Annotated in this window: 17 protein-coding genes and 1 tRNA gene; all 18 read left to right on the plus strand. The window is 63.8% G+C overall.

Annotated features, from left to right (window positions below; all coding sequences use genetic code 11):
- The first annotated feature begins 141 nt into the window (after positions 1-141).
- The 18 genes from pqqA to cmoB all read left to right on the plus strand — a co-directional run bounded on the left by pqqA (position 142) and on the right by cmoB (position 17,186).
- Entirely contained in the window at positions 142-213 is a 72-nt protein-coding gene (gene pqqA, locus AB5I84_RS06075) for a pyrroloquinoline quinone precursor peptide PqqA (protein ID WP_369456067.1), read from the plus strand.
- A gap of 47 nt (positions 214-260) precedes the next feature.
- Complete coding sequence (gene pqqB, locus AB5I84_RS06080; RefSeq protein WP_369454964.1) at positions 261-1,169, plus strand: pyrroloquinoline quinone biosynthesis protein PqqB; 909 nt, start codon at positions 261-263, stop codon at positions 1,167-1,169.
- Complete coding sequence (pqqC, locus tag AB5I84_RS06085; RefSeq protein WP_369454965.1) at positions 1,166-1,930, plus strand: pyrroloquinoline-quinone synthase PqqC; 765 nt, start codon at positions 1,166-1,168, stop codon at positions 1,928-1,930. The genes pqqB and pqqC overlap by 4 nt, the downstream gene beginning before the upstream one ends.
- Entirely contained in the window at positions 1,927-2,199 is a 273-nt protein-coding gene (gene pqqD, locus AB5I84_RS06090; protein WP_369454966.1) for a pyrroloquinoline quinone biosynthesis peptide chaperone PqqD, read from the plus strand. Before pqqC ends, pqqD begins: the two co-directional genes overlap by 4 nt.
- Positions 2,171-3,313 (plus strand): pyrroloquinoline quinone biosynthesis protein PqqE, encoded by a 1,143-nt coding sequence (gene pqqE, locus AB5I84_RS06095; RefSeq protein ID WP_369454967.1) that lies wholly within the window; start codon positions 2,171-2,173, stop codon positions 3,311-3,313. The genes pqqD and pqqE overlap by 29 nt, the downstream gene beginning before the upstream one ends.
- Positions 3,279-5,651, plus strand: coding sequence for a S9 family peptidase (locus tag AB5I84_RS06100; RefSeq protein WP_369454968.1), 2,373 nt, complete (start codon positions 3,279-3,281; stop codon positions 5,649-5,651). Before pqqE ends, AB5I84_RS06100 begins: the two co-directional genes overlap by 35 nt.
- Complete coding sequence (locus AB5I84_RS06105; RefSeq protein WP_369454969.1) at positions 5,624-7,783, plus strand: insulinase family protein; 2,160 nt, start codon at positions 5,624-5,626, stop codon at positions 7,781-7,783. The genes AB5I84_RS06100 and AB5I84_RS06105 overlap by 28 nt, the downstream gene beginning before the upstream one ends.
- Before the next feature lie 149 nt (positions 7,784-7,932).
- Positions 7,933-8,487, plus strand: coding sequence for a translation initiation factor IF-3 (gene infC, locus AB5I84_RS06110; RefSeq protein WP_369454970.1), 555 nt, complete (start codon positions 7,933-7,935; stop codon positions 8,485-8,487).
- A 48-nt stretch (positions 8,488-8,535) separates the two neighbouring features.
- The gene (rpmI, locus tag AB5I84_RS06115) at positions 8,536-8,730 is read left to right on the plus strand and encodes a 50S ribosomal protein L35 (protein ID WP_369454971.1); all 195 of its coding nucleotides are present in this window, start codon (positions 8,536-8,538) and stop codon (positions 8,728-8,730) included.
- A 50-nt stretch (positions 8,731-8,780) separates the two neighbouring features.
- Positions 8,781-9,140 carry a 50S ribosomal protein L20 gene (gene rplT / locus AB5I84_RS06120; protein ID WP_369454972.1) on the plus strand — a complete coding sequence of 120 codons (360 nt, stop codon included), beginning with the start codon at positions 8,781-8,783 and terminating at the stop codon, positions 9,138-9,140.
- 156 nt (positions 9,141-9,296) lie between these two features.
- The gene (pheS, locus tag AB5I84_RS06125; RefSeq protein ID WP_369454973.1) at positions 9,297-10,316 is read left to right on the plus strand and encodes a phenylalanine--tRNA ligase subunit alpha; all 1,020 of its coding nucleotides are present in this window, start codon (positions 9,297-9,299) and stop codon (positions 10,314-10,316) included.
- A 70-nt stretch (positions 10,317-10,386) separates the two neighbouring features.
- On the plus strand, positions 10,387-12,777 hold the full coding sequence (gene pheT / locus AB5I84_RS06130) for a phenylalanine--tRNA ligase subunit beta (RefSeq protein WP_369454974.1): 2,391 nt from the start codon (positions 10,387-10,389) through the stop codon (positions 12,775-12,777).
- 15 nt (positions 12,778-12,792) lie between these two features.
- Positions 12,793-13,095, plus strand: a complete 303-nt coding sequence (gene ihfA / locus AB5I84_RS06135; protein ID WP_369454975.1) for an integration host factor subunit alpha — start codon at positions 12,793-12,795, stop codon at positions 13,093-13,095.
- Positions 13,076-13,435 (plus strand): MerR family transcriptional regulator, encoded by a 360-nt coding sequence (locus tag AB5I84_RS06140; protein WP_369454976.1) that lies wholly within the window; start codon positions 13,076-13,078, stop codon positions 13,433-13,435. Before ihfA ends, AB5I84_RS06140 begins: the two co-directional genes overlap by 20 nt.
- 82 nt (positions 13,436-13,517) lie before the next feature.
- Positions 13,518-13,594: transfer RNA gene (locus AB5I84_RS06145), tRNA-Pro, on the plus strand.
- Between the two features lie 257 nt (positions 13,595-13,851).
- A complete protein-coding gene (locus tag AB5I84_RS06150; protein ID WP_369454977.1) occupies positions 13,852-15,435 on the plus strand; it encodes a Na/Pi cotransporter family protein in 1,584 nt (527 codons plus the stop codon).
- A 69-nt stretch (positions 15,436-15,504) separates the two neighbouring features.
- A complete protein-coding gene (cmoA, locus tag AB5I84_RS06155; RefSeq protein WP_369454978.1) occupies positions 15,505-16,230 on the plus strand; it encodes a carboxy-S-adenosyl-L-methionine synthase CmoA in 726 nt (241 codons plus the stop codon).
- Positions 16,227-17,186: a tRNA 5-methoxyuridine(34)/uridine 5-oxyacetic acid(34) synthase CmoB gene (cmoB, locus tag AB5I84_RS06160; RefSeq protein ID WP_369454979.1), complete on the plus strand. Its 960-nt coding sequence runs from the start codon at positions 16,227-16,229 to the stop codon at positions 17,184-17,186. The genes cmoA and cmoB overlap by 4 nt, the downstream gene beginning before the upstream one ends.
- Positions 17,187-17,192 lie beyond the last annotated feature (6 nt).

The following is a 17,192-nucleotide window of genomic DNA, read 5'->3' on the forward strand; positions in this document are numbered from 1 at the left end:
AGCTAACAACAATGGCGCGGGGACGCCATTGTGCTTTGGATGTAGTCCGAAAATTTGATGGAGCCGGGGCAGGGTGGATGGTGAAGTGTCAGGGTCGCCTGAGCGACATCCCTACCTAACAACAATATTCAGGAGGTTCCCATGTGGACCAAACCCCGCTACGAAGATCTGCGCCTTGGCTTTGAAGTCACCCTCTACATCGCCAACCGCTGAGCGGTCCCTCCCGGCTCCAGCCTTGGAGCCGGGATACCGGTGCAATCATGCAGATCCGTATTCTTGGCTCCGCTGCGGGCGGCGGATTTCCACAGTGGAATTGTCGCTGCGCCCAGTGTGAAGGTGTGCGTGCCGGCACCACTCGTGCCGAGCCCCGTACCCAATCGTCGATCGCGCTGTCCGATGATGGCGAACGCTGGGTGCTGTGCAACGCGTCCCCCGATATTCGTGTCCAGCTGGAGGCGCATCCGGTGTTGCGCCGTGCCAGCGGTGCTCGCGGTACCGCCATTGGCGCCGTGATGTTGATGGACAGCCACATTGATCACACCACTGGCTTGCTGATGCTGCGCGAAGGTTGCCCGCACCAGATTTGGTGTACCGACGCCGTACATCAAGATTTGAGCCACGGCTTTCCACTGTTTCCGATGCTCTCCCACTGGGGCGGGCTGGTACGCAATCCGGTGCCATTGGCTGGCGAATTCGCTATCGCTTGTTGTCCGGGGCTGCAGTTTGCAGCCATTCCGCTGCGCAGCGCGGCGCCGCCATACTCGCCGCACCGCCACGATCCCCATCCCGGCGACAACATTGGTCTGCTAGTGCAAAACGCTGCCGGCAAGCGGCTGTTCTACGCCCCTGGGCTGGGCCAACTGGATGACGACCTACGCCGCCTGATGGCGTCCGCCGATTGCGTGCTGGTGGACGGCACGTTCTGGCAAGAAGACGAAATGGCCCGCGCTGGGGTGGGCACCAAAAAGGCGGCCGAGATGGGCCACCTGCCGCAGAGCGGTCCCAACGGCATGCTCGCCGAATTAGCGCGGATGCCCGATGGCCAGCGCCAGATCCTCATCCACATCAACAACACCAACCCGATCCTGGATCCGGACTCGCCCGAGCGGGCGCAGGTGGAGCAACAGGGCATCGAAGTCGCTTACGACGGCATGAGTATTGCGCTATGACCGCCATTGCTGCTGAGGCGCCGTTGAGCCGCGCCGCGTTTGAACAGGCGCTGCGTGACAAGGGGCGCTATTACCACATCCATCACCCCTACCACTGCGCCATGTATGAAGGGCGTGCCACGCGGGAGCAAATCCAAGGCTGGGTGGCCAACCGCTACTACTACCAGATCAACATTCCGCAAAAGGATGCGGCGATCATGGCCAACTGCCGTGACCGCGAGGTGCGGCGTGAATGGATTCAGCGCATCCATGACCACGATGGCGCGCCGGGCAGTGACGGCGGCATCGAAGCCTGGTTGCGATTGGGCGAGGCGGTGGGGTTGAGCGCCGACACGCTGCGCTCCGAAGCCATGGTGCTGCCCGGTGTGCGCTTTGCGGTGGACGCCTATTTGCAGTTCGCGCGCCAGGCCAGCTGGCAGGAAGCGGCCTGCTCATCGTTGACCGAATTGTTCGCACCGCATATCCATCAGTCGCGGCTGGACAGTTGGCCGACGCACTACCCTTGGATCAAGCCGGAAGGCTATGTGTATTTCCGCACCCGTCTCAGCGAAGCGCGCCGCGATGTGGAACACGGACTGCGGGTGACACTCGACCATTTCACCACCCGTGCTCAGCAGCAGCGGGCACTGGAAATTCTGCAATTCAAACTCGACATCCTGTGGACCATGCTTGATGCCATGAGCATGGCCTATGAGCTGGCGCGGCCGCCCTACCACACTGTAGAGAACGGCCAGCCGTGGCACCGAGGGCTGTGGTCATGATCCCCACCGATGTAGTGCCCGCGTTCCGTCGGGGCTATCGGCTGCAATGGGAGCCGGTGCAACACGCCCATGTGGTGCTGTACCCGGAAGGCATGGTGAAGCTCAACGACAGCGCTGCTGAGATTCTGTTGCAGGTCAACGGCGAAAGCACCGCTGGCGCCATCGTCACCGCGTTGCAGCAGAAGTTTCCCGAGGCCGGCGATCTGACCACCGATGTGATGGCGTTTCTGGAGGTGGCCCATGACCAGCAATGGCTCATCTTGCGCTGACGTCACCCCGCCGGGGCCGCCGCTGTGGCTGCTGGCCGAGCTGACCTACAAGTGCCCGTTACAGTGTCCCTACTGCGCCAACCCGGTGCAGCTCGAGGGTGGCGCCGAACTCAGCACCGATCAATGGCGTGACGTGTTGCGCCAAGCCCGTGGACTGGGCGCGGCGCAACTGGGCTTTTCCGGCGGCGAGCCGTTGACGCGGCCGGACCTTGAACAATTGGTGGCTTGCGCCCGCGAGCTGGGTTACTACACCAACCTGATTACGTCCGGCATGGGGCTCACCGAGCGACGGGTGCAAACCCTGGCCGATGCCGGGCTCGACCATATCCAGATCAGTTTCCAGGATGCCGAGGCGGCCGCCAGCGCCTATCTCGCTGGCACCGGCAAGGCGTTTGAGCACAAACTCGAGATGGCGCGGGTGGTCAAAGCCGCCGGTTTTCCGATGGTGCTGAATGTGGTGATCCACCGCCACAACATCGATCGCATTGGCGACATCCTGCAAATGTGTCTAGATCTGGACGCCGATTACGTCGAGCTGGCCAGCTGCCAGTACTACGGCTGGGCGCAACTCAATCGCCAAGGGCTGATGCCGACGCTGGAGCAGGTGCGCGCAGCGGAACGCACCACTGAAGCGTTCCGGCAGAAGATTGCAGAGCAGGGCCGCAAATGCCGGCTGCTGTTCGTGGTGCCTGATTATTACGAGGAGCGGCCGAAGCCCTGCATGGGCGGCTGGGGCAGTATTTTCCTTACTGTGACCCCGGATGGCACCGCGTTGCCGTGCCACAGTGCTCGCGAGTTGCCGATCAGCTTTCCCAATGTGCGTGACACGCCGCTGCGTGACATCTGGTACCGATCTGGCGGTTTCAATCAATTCCGGGGCGACGATTGGATGCCGGCCCCGTGCCGCAGTTGCGACGAGCGCCACCAGGATTTCGGCGGTTGCCGCTGCCAAGCTTGGGCGCTGACCGGCGACGCTGCCCAGGCAGACCCGGTGTGCAGCAAGTCACCCCACCACGATCTGATCTTGGCGGCGCGTGCCGAAGCCTTGCAGCCGGAGGCGGCGCCGTTGGTGTACCGCAATGTCCACAACGCCAAACTGTTTTACCGCGGTTGAGCGGCCGCCAGCCACCGAGCTGGCGGAGCTGCATGGGGATGCCCAGCGACTGGTGTGGCTGCGCTGCGACGCCGATGGTCAGAGCAGCGTTTGGCAGTGGCAGGGCGGGCAACTACAGCTACTCACTTCGCAACAGTTTTCGGTCCGTTCCCGTGTCTATGAATATGGTGGCGGCGCCATGGCGCTGGCTGGCGACAGCCTTGTTTGCGTAGGCGAACACGATCAGCAGCTTTATTGGTTACAGCCTGGCCAAGCACCGCGGCCGCTGACTACAGACCGCCGTCGCCGTTATGGCGGCTTGGCTTGGGATGCCTGGCGGCAACGGGTGCTGGCGGTAGAGGAAGAGGCGGGCTGGACCCACCGATTGGTGGCGGTGGACAGGGAAGGCCGTCGTCACGTGCTCCACCAGGGCGCGGATTTTTATGCCAGTCCGGCGGTGTCCGCCGATGGCCAGCAGCTGGCCTGGGTCAGCTGGCAGCGCCCGCATCAACCTTGGACTGAAAGCCGCTTATGCCATTGGCAGTTGGACGCGGAGGGCGGTTTGCTGCAACCGCTGCCGGGTCTGGCGCAGACCGACAGCTCGGTGCAGCAGCCTTGTTTTGATGCTCAGGGGCGACTCGGTTGCCTGTGGGACGCTTGCGGTCACTGGCGGTTGTGGGTGTGGCAGCACAGCGGCTGGCATGGTCCGCTCGGAAGCGCCGCTGACCAGACCCCGGCGGCGTGGCTATTGGGACGCCGGCATCTGGCGGCGGCACCGTCCGGCGGGTGGTTTGGCGTCGCTAAAAGTCCGCGCGGCATGACACCCCATCGCTTTTTCGACGACACCATTCAGCGTTTAGGCAGCGCCGAGCACGGACTGCTGCACGCCATTGCGGCGGCGCCCGGTGGGTGCGCGGTGATTACTCATGGTCATCAGCAGCCGGCCCGCCTTCTGTGGCTGCCTGATGGCGGCCCTGCACAGGTACTGGACAGGGTGGAGGACGCGGTTGCCGTGCAGCGCCCTCGGCAGCCTGATGAACTAGGTGGTGCTTCGACAGCAGCGTCGCTGATACCGTCGGCTGCTGTGATGCCGCAGTCGCCGTTATTGGCGTCTGATTCTCTTGAACACGACGTCGGACTGTTCTCGGCGGCAGCCGCGGATACCTCCGATTTGGGCCGGCCAGCTGCTGGCCATGGGGTAGACCAAGCAGCAGCGGCTTGGGAAACCGTCGCACCTTTGCAGACGCAACAGGCCAGCCATCCGGGCAGTCCGATGACAGAAGCGGAGCAGCAGCCGGTCGTTGCCGCCCAAGCAATCGGCGTACTTGCAACTGCGGCGCAAGGTCGAGGCGCAGAGCAGTCATCGGCGCGTTCGCACAGGCCAGATCAGATTGGCGAGGAGCGGCAAGTTGCGCCATCGATGGCTGGAACGCCGCCAATCCAAGCACGCGGTTTACTTCCAACTGCGGCGCGGGGGCGAAGCGCAGAGCCGTCATCGGCATGTCCGCGCTGGTCAGTTCAGAGCGGCAAGGAGGGGCAGACGTCAACACCATTTATTGCGACGCCGCCAATGCCTGAGCCGGTCCAAGCCGCCGGCGTGCCGGGTTGGTTGTATCGGCCCGCGAGTGGCCATGGCGCAGCATTGCCGGCGGTGGTGGTGCTGCATGGCGGGCCAGTGTCTGCCAGCCACCCCGTTTGGTCTGCGGATACTGGGTTCTGGACTGCCCAAGGCTGGGCAGTGTTGGCGGTGAATTACTGCGGCAGCACCGGTTATGGCCGCGGCTGGCGGCAGGCGTTAGCCGGGCAGTGGGGTGAGCGCGAGGTGGAAGACGTGTTGGCATTGACTACGGCGTTAGCCGATCGGCGCGTGCTGGATCGCCAGCGGCTGTTCCTGCGCGGCCAGAGTGCCGGCGGCTACACATTGTTCAATACCTTGCTGCGCGCGCCGGGCCTATTTCGCGCTGCGGCCAGCCGTTACGGCGTCGCCGATCCGCTGCGCTTGCGCGAGCAGACCCACAAGCTGGAAGCGGATTACATTGATTGGCTGATCGGCGATCCAGTGCGGGTGCCGGAGCGCTACGTGGCTCGTTCGGCGTTGGCACGGGTCGATGAGCTGCGCACGCCGATGATTTTCTTTCAGGGGGAGCTAGACGCCATCGTGCCGCCGGCTCAAACCCGTGATCTTGAAGCGGCACTGCGGCGTCAAGGCACCCTGGTCGCTGCCCACTATTACCCAGACGAAGGCCATGGTCTGCGCAAGCGCGCCAACCAAACCCATGCGTTGCAGGCCGAGTGGCAGTTCTACCAACAGCTGCTGCCGCGGAGGTCGCCATGCGCGAGCAGCTCGACAATGGCCTGACGCTGCTGTGGTTGCCGGCCGCTGGGACGTCGGTGAGGGTGTTGGTCAGTGTCGACAGCGGCAGTCATGACGAGCCGCAGCAATGGCCGGGTCTGGCACATCTGGTGGAGCACTTGGTGTTTGCCGGACGGCGTCGGGATCCGGACGGGCGCCATTGGCTGCGTATCGTGGCCGACTACGGCGGCCGTTGGAACGCCAGCACCCAAGCCGAATACACCGAATACCATCTGCAAGTGCCGGCGTCGGCGCTGATGACCCAATTAGCGCGTTGGTTGCCGCGCATTTGGCGCTTGGCGCCTACGCCCGCGGTGGTGGCGCGTGAACGCGCGGTGTTGCAGGCCGAGTTTTTGACCCGGCTCGGGGATCCGGCGCTGCATCGGCAGCAGCTGATCGCGGCCCAGCTGCCACCCGCCCATCCGCTGTCGCGTTTCAGCGCTGGCCATGCCGCCAGTTTGGCCGGTGACGAACACAAGTTGGCGCAGGCCGCCAAGGCCTTCCATCACGCCGGATATGGCGCCGCCAATGTGCAGGTGGCGATCGCGGGCACGGTGGATGCAGCCTCACAGCGGGCGATCGCGGCTCTACTGTCGCGTTGGCCGGGGGGGCCGTCGCGGCGGCGGTTGCCGGTACCGCCGGCGCCGGCGTTACCAGATCTGCTTTGGCGCGGCCCGCGCTCTGATACCGACACCTGGCTGCTGGCAACGCTGGAGAGCGTGTCTGCTACCCAACGGCGCGCCTGGCCCGCTTGGCGTGCCGCGATGCTCGATTGCAGTGCGACGGGACTACTTGGACAGCTGCGGCGGGCGGGGCTGACAGCGTCGCTGCAGGTGCAGGGGCAGTTTCTCAGTGGCGGCCAGCTGTGGCTGCAGTGCCAGCTTGATGCCCTCGGGGCGCTGGCAGAGCAGCGTCGCTTAGTGCAGCAGTGGTTTGCTCGCCGGCATCAGCTGGCGCCGCAGCAACCTATGACCGAGGGCGATCCGGAGGGCGCGCCGGGGCCGCCCGACCCACAATTGGCGCGGATGCGCGCCGCCTTGCGGGAGGCGATAACCTGCGCCGAATCCGAACCAGCAGGCTGGGGTCAGTTGGGGCAGCGACTGAGTGGGGTCCACTGGTCGCTCTTGGCCGACGGTGGCTCCGCTGCGACGCATTACACTCGCGAAACTCGCACGCCTTACATTGCTGATGCAGTGGCGGTGGCCAGCACAGTATCGGAGCCGCTGGTGATCGAAACGCCGACGCCAGCTGAGCACACTTTGTGCTGGCAGTGGCGCTTTACAGTCGCCGCGCCGGCGTTATTGGAAGCGCTGGAAGCTGTGATGCGCTGGCAGGCGTGGCAGGCCGGGGCGGAGCTTGTGATCGACAAGCAACCCGACAGCTGGCAGCTGCGCTTGCAGGTGGCGAGCCCCGATCAGGTTGATCTGGCGCTGTCCTGGCGAACTGCCCGAATCACCGCAGCGGGACTGCTCACATTGCAGCGGTGTCGTGCTCGTCGTGCACAGCAGACCCCGCCCGGGCCGCAGCTGCTGCAACAGGTGCGGCGATGGCTGGCGGCTGGCGCGGCAGTGACTGGCCCGTCCGCCGTGACCCTTAAGGTTGAAAGCTGGCAGGTGCCGCCAGAGTGGCAGGGCCGTGCCGGGCGCTGGCAGGCGCAGTTAAGTGGGCAGTGGTCGGTGCCCGACGACTGGCCGCCAGCATTGTCGCCGCCCTTAGCGCCGGCGCCAGGCGACCCGCCACAGCCGGTTCCCACTCAAATGCCCGGTCATGCAGCGCTGCTGTGGATGCCGGTGCCGCTGTCTGGTGAGGCAGCCGAGCATTGGGCGCGGAGCTTGTATCCGACCATTTATACCGCGCTGAGAGGCAGCACCGAACCGGTTTACTGGGTCGATTGCCGCGCCGCGGAGCATGCTGCCGGGCAGACAGGGCTGCTGGTGTGGGCGCAGTCGCCCACAGAAGGCGGGCTGGCGCTGCTGCAGCGTCTGGAGACCGCCGTTGCCGCCGCATGGGCTGAGACCACGCGTGCAGGGGAGGGCTTCGCCAACCTGCTGCCACCGCTGGCCGCAAGGGCGTCGCGGCGCTGGCACACGGTGCCTTCGGTAGCGATGCAAACCCCATGCAACCCTGATGAATCCTGACTCCCGGCCCCCGAGCGGGACTTGTGCCGCGCCGGTCCGATCTATACAATTCGCGCTCGGCCATAAAAGGCTGGGGTCAGGATGACCCGGTGCGGGGTGGCCCCCGGTGCGACGGCGCTGGCTGCGGTCCCTGCGAATACAAGAACCGATTGGAGGTAGCCAACATTAAAGGTGCTGGCAAGGGCGGTGATAAACGCGCCCGTATCAATGACCAGATCCAACTGTCCGAGGTGCGCCTGATTGATCAGGACGGCAACCAAGTAGGCGTTGTGTCTCTGGAAGAAGCCTTGGCTGCGGCCCAGGCCAAAGAACTCGACCTGGTGGAAATTTCTCCCGATGCGGAGCCGCCGGTATGCCGAATCATGGATTACGGCAGACACCTGTTCGACCTGAAGCAAAAGGCGAAAGAAGGGCGCAAGAAGCAGCGCCAGATCCAGGTGAAAGAAATCAAGTTTCGTCCCGGCACCGATGACGGCGACTACCAGGTGAAGATGCGTTCTCTGGTGCGCTTCCTCGAAGGCGGGGACAAGGCCAAGGTAACCGTACGGTTCCGTGGCCGCGAGATGGCGCACCAAGAGTTGGGGCTGCAGTTGCTCCAGCGCGTGGAAGCGGACCTCGCAGAACTGGGTACTGTTGAACAGCGGCCAAGCCTGGAAGGGCGTCAAATGGTCATGGTCATCGGGCCCCAGCGCAAGAACAAGTGACCCATTAAGGTTGCTTGAGCCTAACCCAAACCGTTAGAGATCAGTTCAATGCCAAAGATTAAATCCAACCGCGGGGCAGCCAAGCGTTTCAAGAAAACCGCCTCCGGTTTCAAGCGTAAGCAGGCGTTCAAAAACCACATTCTGACCAAGAAGAGCGCGAAGCGTATTCGCCAGCTGCGTCCGAAGACCGAAGTGCATGCATCTGATGTAGCACTGGTCAAGCGCATGCTGCCGGGCGTTTAAGTCCGCATTCCACGCTCTTTTTTGATTGAACAGGTTTTTGGAGATCTGACATGGCTCGAGTAAAACGTGGTGTGCAGGCGCGTCGCCGGCACAAGAAAATCCTCAAGCAAGCAAAAGGCTACTACGGCGCCCGCAGTCGCGTGTACCGCGTAGCGGTCCAGGCGGTCATCAAAGCCGGCCAATATGCTTACCGCGACCGTAAAGTCCGTAAGCGCCAGTTCCGTCGCCTGTGGATCGTGCGTATCAACGCCGCTGCCCGCGCTAACGGTCTGAGCTACAGCCGTCTGATCAATGGTCTGAAGAAAGCGGCCATCGATATCGACCGCAAAGTGCTGTCCGATCTGGCGATCCGCGACAAAGTGACGTTTGCAGCGCTGGCTGAAAAGGCCAAAGCGAGCCTCGCCGCCTGAGCGTCTGCATGCTGACTGCACGACCCACCGTTCCGCTTGCGGGGCGGTGAACAACGGGGGAAGAGCTTGGGCTCTTCCCCCGTTGTCATTTTTGAAGCCGGCGCAGCCTGCGCCATCGGTCTAGCGGGCTGCTGGGGCAGCCGTTCGGAGAGAGTCATGGAGCATCTGCAACAGGTCACCCAACAGGCACTGGCGGCCGTCGACGCTGCCACCGACCTGCGTGCCCTGGACGAGGTCCGGGTCCAATACCTCGGCAAGAAAGGCGAGATCAGTGCGCTGCTGAAATCACTCGGCAAGTTGTCGGCGGAAGAACGCCCGGCGGCGGGTGCGCTGATCAACGTGGCCCGGGATCAGGTGCAGGCAGCGCTGGATGCGCGCCGTGAAGCGTTGGAGAGTGAAAAACTGGCCGCGCAGTTGGCGGGTGAGCGCGTTGACGTGACACTGCCGGGGCGCGGCGAAACGCTCGGCAATTTGCATCCGGTGACCCGCACTCGTCGCCGCATTGAAGATTTCTTCACCGGTCTTGGCTATGCCATTGCCGAAGGCCCGGAAGTGGAAGACGACTTCCACAACTTCGAGGCGTTGAATATTCCGTCCCATCACCCGGCGCGGGCGATGCATGACACCTTTTATTTCGGTGATGGGCGCCTGCTGCGCACCCACACCTCGCCGGTGCAGGTGCGGGTGATGGAAGCCGGCAAGCCGCCGTTCCGCATTATTGCACCGGGTCGCGTTTATCGCTGCGACTCTGATTTGACCCATACGCCGATGTTCCATCAGGTGGAGGGGCTGCTGGTGGACGAACACATTTCGTTTGCCGACCTGCGCGGCACGGTATCCGCGTTCCTGCGTGAATTCTTCGAAGTGGACGACTTGGCGGTGCGGTTCCGCCCGTCCTACTTCCCGTTCACCGAGCCGTCGGCAGAGGTGGATATTGGCTGCACCCACTGTCAGGGCAATGGCTGCCGCGTGTGCAAGCAAACCGGTTGGTTGGAAGTAATGGGGTGCGGCATGGTGCACCCCAACGTGCTGCGCCATGGCGGCGTTGATCCGGAGCAGTACAGCGGTTTTGCCTTCGGCATGGGTATTGAGCGCCTGACCATGCTGCGTTACGGGGTCAACGATCTGCGGCTGTTCTTCGAGAATGACGTGCGTGTGCTTGGGCAATTTGCCTGAGTCATTTCGCCGGCGTGGCCGGCGCAGGGCGGCGTGATGCCGCCACCGCCCAATTGGCAACGAGGTCAACATGCTTTTCAACGAATCCTGGCTCCGCGAATGGGCCAACCCAGAGCTTGATACCGCGGCGCTGATGCACCAGCTGACCATGGCTGGTCTGGAAGTGGACGGCGTAGCGCCGGCCTGTGCTCCGTTCAGCGGCGTGGTGGTGGCGGAAGTGCTCAGCACGGCGCCGCATCCCGATGCCGACAAACTGACGCTGTGCCAGGTGCATGACGGCAGCAGCACGGTGCCGGTAGTCTGCGGTGCGCCGAACGTGCGCGCCGGTCTGCGTGTGGCGTTCGCCCGTGTGGGGGCGGTGCTGCCGGGCGACTTCCGTATCAAGCCGGCCAAGCTACGCGGCCAGCCGTCGGAAGGCATGCTGTGCGGTGCCAGCGAGCTGGGTTTGGAAGATAAAATTGACGGTCTGCTGGAGTTGCCGGCGGACGCGCCACTGGGCGTCGACGTACGGGAATACCTGCAACTGGATGACGCCGTCATCGAAGTGGATCTGACACCGAACCGCGCTGACTGCTTGAGCCTGCGTGGCTTGGCCCGTGAGGTCGGCGTGCTCAACCGAGTGCCGGTCACCGAGCCGCGCATCGATGCGGTCACGGCGAGCCACGATCAGAGCTTCCCGGTAGCGGTGAGTGCGCCTGAAGATTGCCCGCGCTACCTCGGCCGCGTGGTGCGCGGTGTGAACCTGTCTGCACCGACGCCGCTGTGGATGGTCGAGCGTCTGCGGCGCGCCGGTATCCGCAGCATCGACGCGGTGGTGGACGTGACCAACTATGTGCTGCTGGAACTGGGGCAGCCGATGCACGCCTTCGATCTGGCACGGTTGCAGCAGGGCATTGAAGTCCGCAAAGCACGCAGCGGTGAAAAGCTGGAGCTGCTCGATGGCCAGTCGGTCGCCTTGCGCGACGATACGCTGGTGATTGCCGATGCCCAAGGCCCGCTGGCGATGGCGGGCGTCATGGGCGGTAAAGCATCGGCAGTCACCGCCGACACCACCGACCTGATGCTGGAAAGCGCCTTTTTTGCGCCGCTCTCGGTGGCCGGCAAAGCGCGTAGCTATGGTCTGCACACGGATTCGTCCCACCGCTTCGAACGCGGCGTTGATCCGCAGTTGCAGCGGCTGGCGATGGAGCGTGCCACGGCACTGATTTTGTCTATCAGTGGCGGCGAAGCCGGTCCGATTGTGGAAGTGGTGAGCGAGGCACATCTGCCGATTGCCACCCCGATTGCGCTCAGCGCCGCCAAGGTTAACCAGGTGCTAGGGCTGGATATCGCCGATGCCGACATTGAGGACATGCTGCAGCGGCTCGGCATGACGCTGGCGCCGCAGCAGCCCGGCCAGTGGTTGGTCACGGCGCCGAGCTGGCGTTTTGACATGGCGATCGAGGCCGACTTGATTGAGGACGTGGCACGAGTCTATGGCTATGACCTGCTGCCGTCCTGGTTGCCGGCGGTGCGCAGCAGTGCCGACACCGCTCCGGAAAACCGTATTCCCGGCCGGCAGGTGGCGAATCTACTGGTGGACCGGGGTTATCTGGAGGCTATTACTTACAGCTTCGTCGATCCCGCCATGCAGCACGCCCTGGCGCCGGACGTTACGCCGTTGGCGCTGGCCAATCCGATTTCCAGCGAACTTGGAGTGATGCGCACCACGCTGTGGGCCGGTCTGTTGACGGCGGCTCAGCGTAACCTCAACCGCCAAATCACCCGGCTGCGCCTGTTCGAGCAGGGACTGCGCTTTGTGCCGCAGGGCGATCAGCTTGAGCAGCTGCCGATGGTGGCCGGCCTGATTTACGGCTCCGCCCGGCCGCAGCATTTCGATGATGCCGCCCGCAAAGTCGACTTCTTCGATCTCAAAGGTGATGTGGAAGCATTGCTGGCTTTGGCGGGGCGCGCAGAGCCGGTGCGCTTCGTGCCGGATCAACATCCGGTGCTCCATCCGGGGCAGAGCGCGCGCGTGGTGCGTGACACCGTTGACGGTGAGGTCGAGCTGGGCTGGCTTGGCCGCATCCACCCGGCGGTGGCGGGCAAGCTGGATCTGTCCGATGAGCTATACCTGTTCGAGCTGTGCGCCGACGCACTGGCACAGCGGCCGCTGCCCAGGTTCGCGCCGGTGTCCGATCAGCCGTCTGTGCGCCGCGACTTGGCCTTCGTCGTTGATCGCGCAGTACTGGCCGGTGACGTGCTGACCGCAGTACGCCGCGCGGGCGGCGAACAACTGCGCGATGTGCGGCTGTTCGACGTCTACCAAGGCGAGCACATGGCGCCGGAGCAGAAGAGCCTAGCGCTGGGCTTGACGTTCCAAGATCGTTCGCGCACGCTTGGCGAGGCCGATATCAATGAGTTGGTAACGGCGGTAATTCAGCTTGTAAAACAAGAGTTTAACGCCTCTTTGAGGGAGTGACGCGAGGGACTGTCTATGGCCGCACTCACCAAGGCGGATCTGTCTGAAACCCTGCACGAAGTGCTCGGACTCAGTAAGCGTGAAGCCAAAGAAATGGTGGAAGCGTTTTTTGAGGAGATCCGCTCCGCACTGGAAAAAAACGTGCAAGTGAAGCTGTCCGGGTTCGGCAACTTTGATCTGCGCGACAAGAATGAGCGTCCCGGGCGCAATCCCAAGACCGGCGAGGAAATCCCCATTTCCGCGCGCCGTGTGGTGACCTTCCGGCCGGGGCAAAAGCTCAAGCAGCGGGTAGACGACTATGTTGGAACCGGGGAATAACAGCGAGCTGCCGGCGATCCCCGGCAAGCGCTATTTCACCATTGGTGAAGTCAGCGAGCTGTGCGATGTGAAGCCCCACGTGCTGCGCTACTGGGAACAGGAGTTCCCGCAGCTGAAGCCGGTGAAGCGGCGCGGGAACCGCCGTTACTACCAGCGCCAAGACGTGCTGGTTATCCGTCAGATCCGCAGCTTGCTGTACGAGCAGGGTTATACCATTGGCGGTGCCCGCCAGCAGCTGGTGGAAGCCAACAGCGGCGAGCAGGCCAGCCACTACCAACAGCTGATTCGCCAGATGGTGTCCGAGCTGGAAGAAGTGCTGCAGTCATTGGAAAAGCCCTGACGGGTGTTTCCAAGACGGTGGAAATTGGCTATCATGCCCGCCGCTTCAACGCCTTCCCACACGGGGGCGAGGTCGCAAATGTCGGGGCGTAGCGCAGCCTGGTAGCGCACTTGCATGGGGTGCAAGGGGTCGAGTGTTCGAATCACTCCGTCCCGACCAAATTCAAAAAATCCAATCACTGAAAAGTGGTTGGATTTTTTTTGCGTGGATGATTTGTGTTGCTCGATGCGGCCTTCGACGCCGTCGATGGATGGACAAGTCAGCAGCAGCGGCTGATGATCGCTGCTTAGCGAACGGGTGAGAACATTCCGTTTGGCACCGCCCACCATTTTTTCCCGGTTGTTCAATTCGATTGTTGTCTTCGCCGCGCCACCCTGTCCGGGCCGCGGCGTCTGCCGTTGTGGGAGTCACTAACTATGCTCGACGCAGTGCTTGGCATGTTGGCCGGGGTCGGCCTGTTCATGTTTGGCATGAAAACCCTGTCTGATGCGCTGCGGGAGGTGGCGGGTGAGCGCCTGCGCCGCTGGTTGGCGCGCGCCACCGGGACGCCACTAATGGGCGTCGCCACGGGGGCTGGGGTGACGGCGCTGCTGCAAAGTTCGACCGCGACCACGGTGATGACGGTGGGATTCGTGGGCGGCGGGTTGCTGACATTCCAGCAGTCGGTGGGGGTGGTGTTCGGCGCCAACCTCGGCTCCAGTTCGATGGGTTGGTTGGTGACCGGAGCCGGGCAGGCGGACGGCTTAATGCGCTGGACTGCCGCCAGTTTGTTTGGTGGTGCCATGTTGGCGCTGCTGGGACGCGGCCGCACCGTGCTGTGGGGCCGGGTGCTGGCCGGCGCTTCGCTGCTATTGATGGGGCTGGAGTGGATGCAGGACGCGGCAGCGTCCGGTGCCGTGGATTGGTTGCTGCCGGCCGAAATGCCGGATGACAGCCTACTTGGTCGTGCGCTGTTGGTAGTGCTGGGGATGGCACTGGTGCCGCTGCTGCAGTCGTCCGGTGCCGGGGTGGCGATCACGCTGACACTGCTTGGCAACGGCAGTATTGAGTTCCAGCAGGCCACGGCGGTGGTGGTGGGGCTGAACATCGGCACCACCTTCACGGCGTTGCTGGCGTCGATTGGCGGCTCGGTGGCGATGCGGCGCACGGCGCTGGCGCACCTGTTCTTTAACCTCGGTACCGCGGCGATGGTTGGGTTCATGCTGACACCAGCGGCGGATGCGGCGCTGTGGCTGACCGGCGGCGCTGAACAGACTGCGTTGGCGCTGTTCCATACCGGGTTCAGTGTGCTCGGGATTGTGTTGTTCCTGCCCTTGCTGGAGCCCTTTTGCCGTTTCATCGCTTGGGTGGCGCCGGACAAGCAATCCTCCGGTATATCGATGCCGGACGCGGCGCTGCTGGAAGATGCCGGCGCCTCATTGGATGCGGTGCAGGACGCCTGCGGGCAGTTGTCCCGCGACTGGTGTGAGGCGCTGGCGTCAGCCTTGGGGGGCGACTGGGAGCGCCAGCCGGTGGCGGCGCTGTCGGTCAACGCGCCGATGATGCTGGCACAGATTGAGCGTTATCTGATCCAGGTGCCGGTGAGCACCGACGTGCCCGGGCAGGTGGAGCGCTATGGGGTACTGATGCACTGGACCGACCACTTAAGGCGGCTTGGTCAGCGTGCGGAAAATGTGCCGCCGACGGCGGTGCTGCGCGGCGATGCTGGCATCTGCCGCACAGCGACGTTGGTAGGAGGGCTGCTCGGGCGGCTGGCCGAGGGGCCGGTGGACAAGGCGCTGCTACTGCGGCTTGATCGTGCAGAGGCCTTGCTGCGCCGCCGCCTCGACCGGCACCGCCGTCGCACCTTGGACGTGGCACGCCGACATGCGGCCTCGGTGGAAGTACAGTTTGCTCGCACTGACGCCATGCGCTGGCTGTATCGCACACTACATCACGGCCGCAGTCTTGCTTGGCATCGTCACCAAGCGGTGGCGGTGCGGGAGCCGGGGCTAGAGTAAGGCGGCGCGATTCAAGTCCGTGACAGCGGCGCGTATCATGGCGCCGATTCAGACAGCTGCGGAGTGCCGATGAAAGATCGCATTTACGCGGAGCCGCGCGCCCAGGTGGTCGGCTTCCGCTTCGATGAACAGGTGGCCTCGGTGTTCCCGGACATGATCCGTCGCTCGGTGCCGGGTTACGGCACCATCATCGACATGATCGGCGTGTTCGCTGCCCGCTACGCGCGCCCGGGCACGCGCCTGTATGACCTCGGCAGTTCGCTCGGCGCGGCGACGCTGGCGATGGGCGCGCTGCTGCCGCACCAGGACTGCGAATTGGTAGCTGTGGACAACTCTGCCGCCATGATCGAGCGCGCCGAGGCGTTGCTGCGGGCGGCTGGGCTGACCCAACCGCTGCAGCAGCGCTGCGAGGACATCCGCAGCACCGAGCTGTCCAATGCTTCGGTCGCCGTACTCAATTTCACCCTGCAGTTCGTGCCGTTGGCAGACCGTGATGCCCTGATGGCGCGCATCGCTGAAGCGCTGGTGCCAGGCGGCATCTTGGTGCTGTCGGAGAAAATCCGCTTCGAAGACGCTGCGGAGGACAGCCTGCAGCAGGCGCTCCACCATGCCTTCAAACGCAACAACGGCTACAGCGATCTGGAAATCAGCCAGAAACGTACCGCCATTGAAAATGTGCTGATCCCGGAGACGCTCGCCACCCACCGCCAGCGGCTGCAGGCTGCAGGCTTTGACAGCGTGCATGTCTGGTTCCGCTGCTTCAATTTCATGTCACTGCTTGCGGTCAAGGCATGAAGGCCTACTGCGATGCCTTACATGAGGCCTGCGCGGAAGTGCTGCCGGCACCTATGGCGGCGGCGTTGGATGAATTGGCTCGTGAGCGGTTGGTGCGGCATCCGCACGGTGATCAGGACAAGTGGCTGTCCGCACTGGCTGCGCTGCCAGCCGGGCCGGCGACGCTGCTGCCAGGTGATACCGTCACCGTAGCGGGTGTGGCGCCGAACCTACCGGCGCTGCGCGCCAATCTGCAAACACTGATGCCGTGGCGCAAAGGTCCATTCCAACTGTTCGATTGCACCATCGACACCGAATGGCGCTCTGATTGGAAATGGCAGCGGGTGCTGCCACACCTGAGTCCGCTGGCCGGACGGCGGGTGCTGGATGTGGGCTGCGGGTCGGGTTACCACTGCTGGCGGATGTGGGAAGCTGGTGCTCGCTGGGTGCTCGGTATCGACCCGACGCTGTTGTTCCTGATGCAGTTTCTTGCGCTGAAACGCTACGCGCCGACGGCGCCGGTGTGGCTGGCGCCGGTACGCATGGAAGAGCTGCCCCCGGCCAGCGCCTGCTTCGATACGGTGTTTTCCATGGGCGTGCTGTACCACCGCCGCTCACCGCTGGACCACCTGCTGGAGCTGCGTGATGCGCTGGTACCGGGTGGTGAGTTGGTGCTGGAGACGTTGGTGGTGGAGGGCGATGACCAGCAGATGCTGATGCCGGAAGATCGCTACGCACAAATGCGCAATGTCTACTTTTTGCCCAGTGTGCCACTGCTGGAACGTTGGTTGCGCCGCAGCGGTTTCACCGACGTGCGGACTGTGGACGTGAACCAGACCTCGCTGGAAGAGCAACGCGCCAGCGATTGGATGCAGTTCCAGTCACTGGCAGATTTCCTCGACCCTGCTGATCCGCAGCGCACCTGCGAGGGCTACCCGGCCCCGCGCCGGGCCACGCTGGTGGCGCGCAAACCCTGACTCGGA

The sequence above is a fragment of the Alcanivorax sp. REN37 genome, from assembly GCF_041102775.1.
Classification (GTDB): Bacteria; Pseudomonadota; Gammaproteobacteria; order Pseudomonadales; family Alcanivoracaceae; genus Isoalcanivorax; species Isoalcanivorax beigongshangi.